Origin of the sequence: Lactobacillus nasalidis (assembly GCF_016587775.1) — a bacterium.
Lineage (GTDB): Bacteria > Bacillota > Bacilli > Lactobacillales > Lactobacillaceae > Lactobacillus > Lactobacillus nasalidis.
The window spans coordinates 1-1,139 of record NZ_BOCG01000130.1 but is presented as its reverse complement, the minus strand read 5'-3'; the positions used below and the strand labels follow the sequence as shown (position 1 = coordinate 1,139).

General features: G+C 59.2%; 2 protein-coding genes. Both read left to right on the top strand.

Going from position 1 to position 1,139, the window contains the following annotated elements; all coding sequences use genetic code 11:
* A partial coding sequence (locus lacNas_RS02235; protein WP_201330783.1) for a glutamate racemase occupies positions 1-493 on the top strand: 493 nt, incomplete at its 5' end.
* 42 nt (positions 494-535) lie between these two features.
* On the top strand, positions 536-1,139 hold a 604-nt coding region (locus tag lacNas_RS02230), incomplete at its 3' end, for a C69 family dipeptidase (protein WP_201346542.1).

The window sequence follows — 1,139 nt, the reverse complement described above, 5'->3', positions numbered from 1 at the left end:
CATCGGGATCGAGCCGGCCGTCAAGCCGGCGGCTGAGGAAAATCCCGGCAAGACCGTGGTGGCCATGGCCACGCCTTTGACCCTGCGCGAGGAGAAGTTCAACCAGCTTGTTCAGGAATACGCGGCAGACGGCCAGGTGGTCAAGGTGCCCGCTCCGAAACTGGTCGAACTGATCGAGCAGGGGCAGATTGACACGCCGGCAGTTTACCAGTACCTGGAAGGGCTGCTGACCCCCTATGCCGGCAAGGCGGCCGGGGTAGTCCTGGGCTGCACCCACTATCCTTTTGCCAAGCAGGCCATCAAGGATATCTTGGGCCCGCAGGTCAAGGTTTACGACGGGGCCATCGGCGCGGCCGCGGAAGTCAAGCGGCAGCTGGCCGAACAGGGCAACTTGAAGGAAAGCTCTGAGCCAGGGAAGATTATTTTTGAAAACAGCGCTCCCGGCGGGGCGGACTTGAGCAAGCGCCTGTACGCCCTGTACCGGCAGCTGTAATTGTCACAAGAGTATTTGCAAGATTTTTTAAGAGGAGGACTTATGCAAAAGCCAGCAGAATGCACGACCATTTTAGTCGGCAAGGCAGCCACGATCGATGGCTCCACCATGATTGCCCGCAGTGAAGACGGCGGCAGCACCATTATTCCAGAATCATTCATCGCCGTTAACCCGCAAGAGCAGCCAAAGCACTACAAGAGCGTCATCAGCGGCCAGGAGATCGACGATGCCGACCTTTTGCCCAACCCTTTGCGCTACACCAGTGCCCCGGACGCTTCCGGCAAGCACGGCGTCTGGGCTGCTGCCGGGATCAACGACGCCACGGTAGCAATGACGGCCACGGAAACCATCACCACCAACAGCCGGATCCAAGGGATCGATCCTTTGGTTGAAAAGGGGGGCCTGGGCGAAGAAGACTTCGTGACGCTGACCCTGCCATACATCCGCTCAGCCAGAGAAGGGGTCAAGCGCCTGGGCTACCTGGTTGAAAAGTACGGCACTTATGAAATGAACGGCAGCGCCTTTGCCGACCACGACGAAGTCTGGTACATCGAAACCATCGGCGGCCACCACTGGGCTGCCCGCCGGATTCCTGACGACGCCTACGTGGCAGCGCCAAACCGCTTGAACATCGACTTCTTCGACT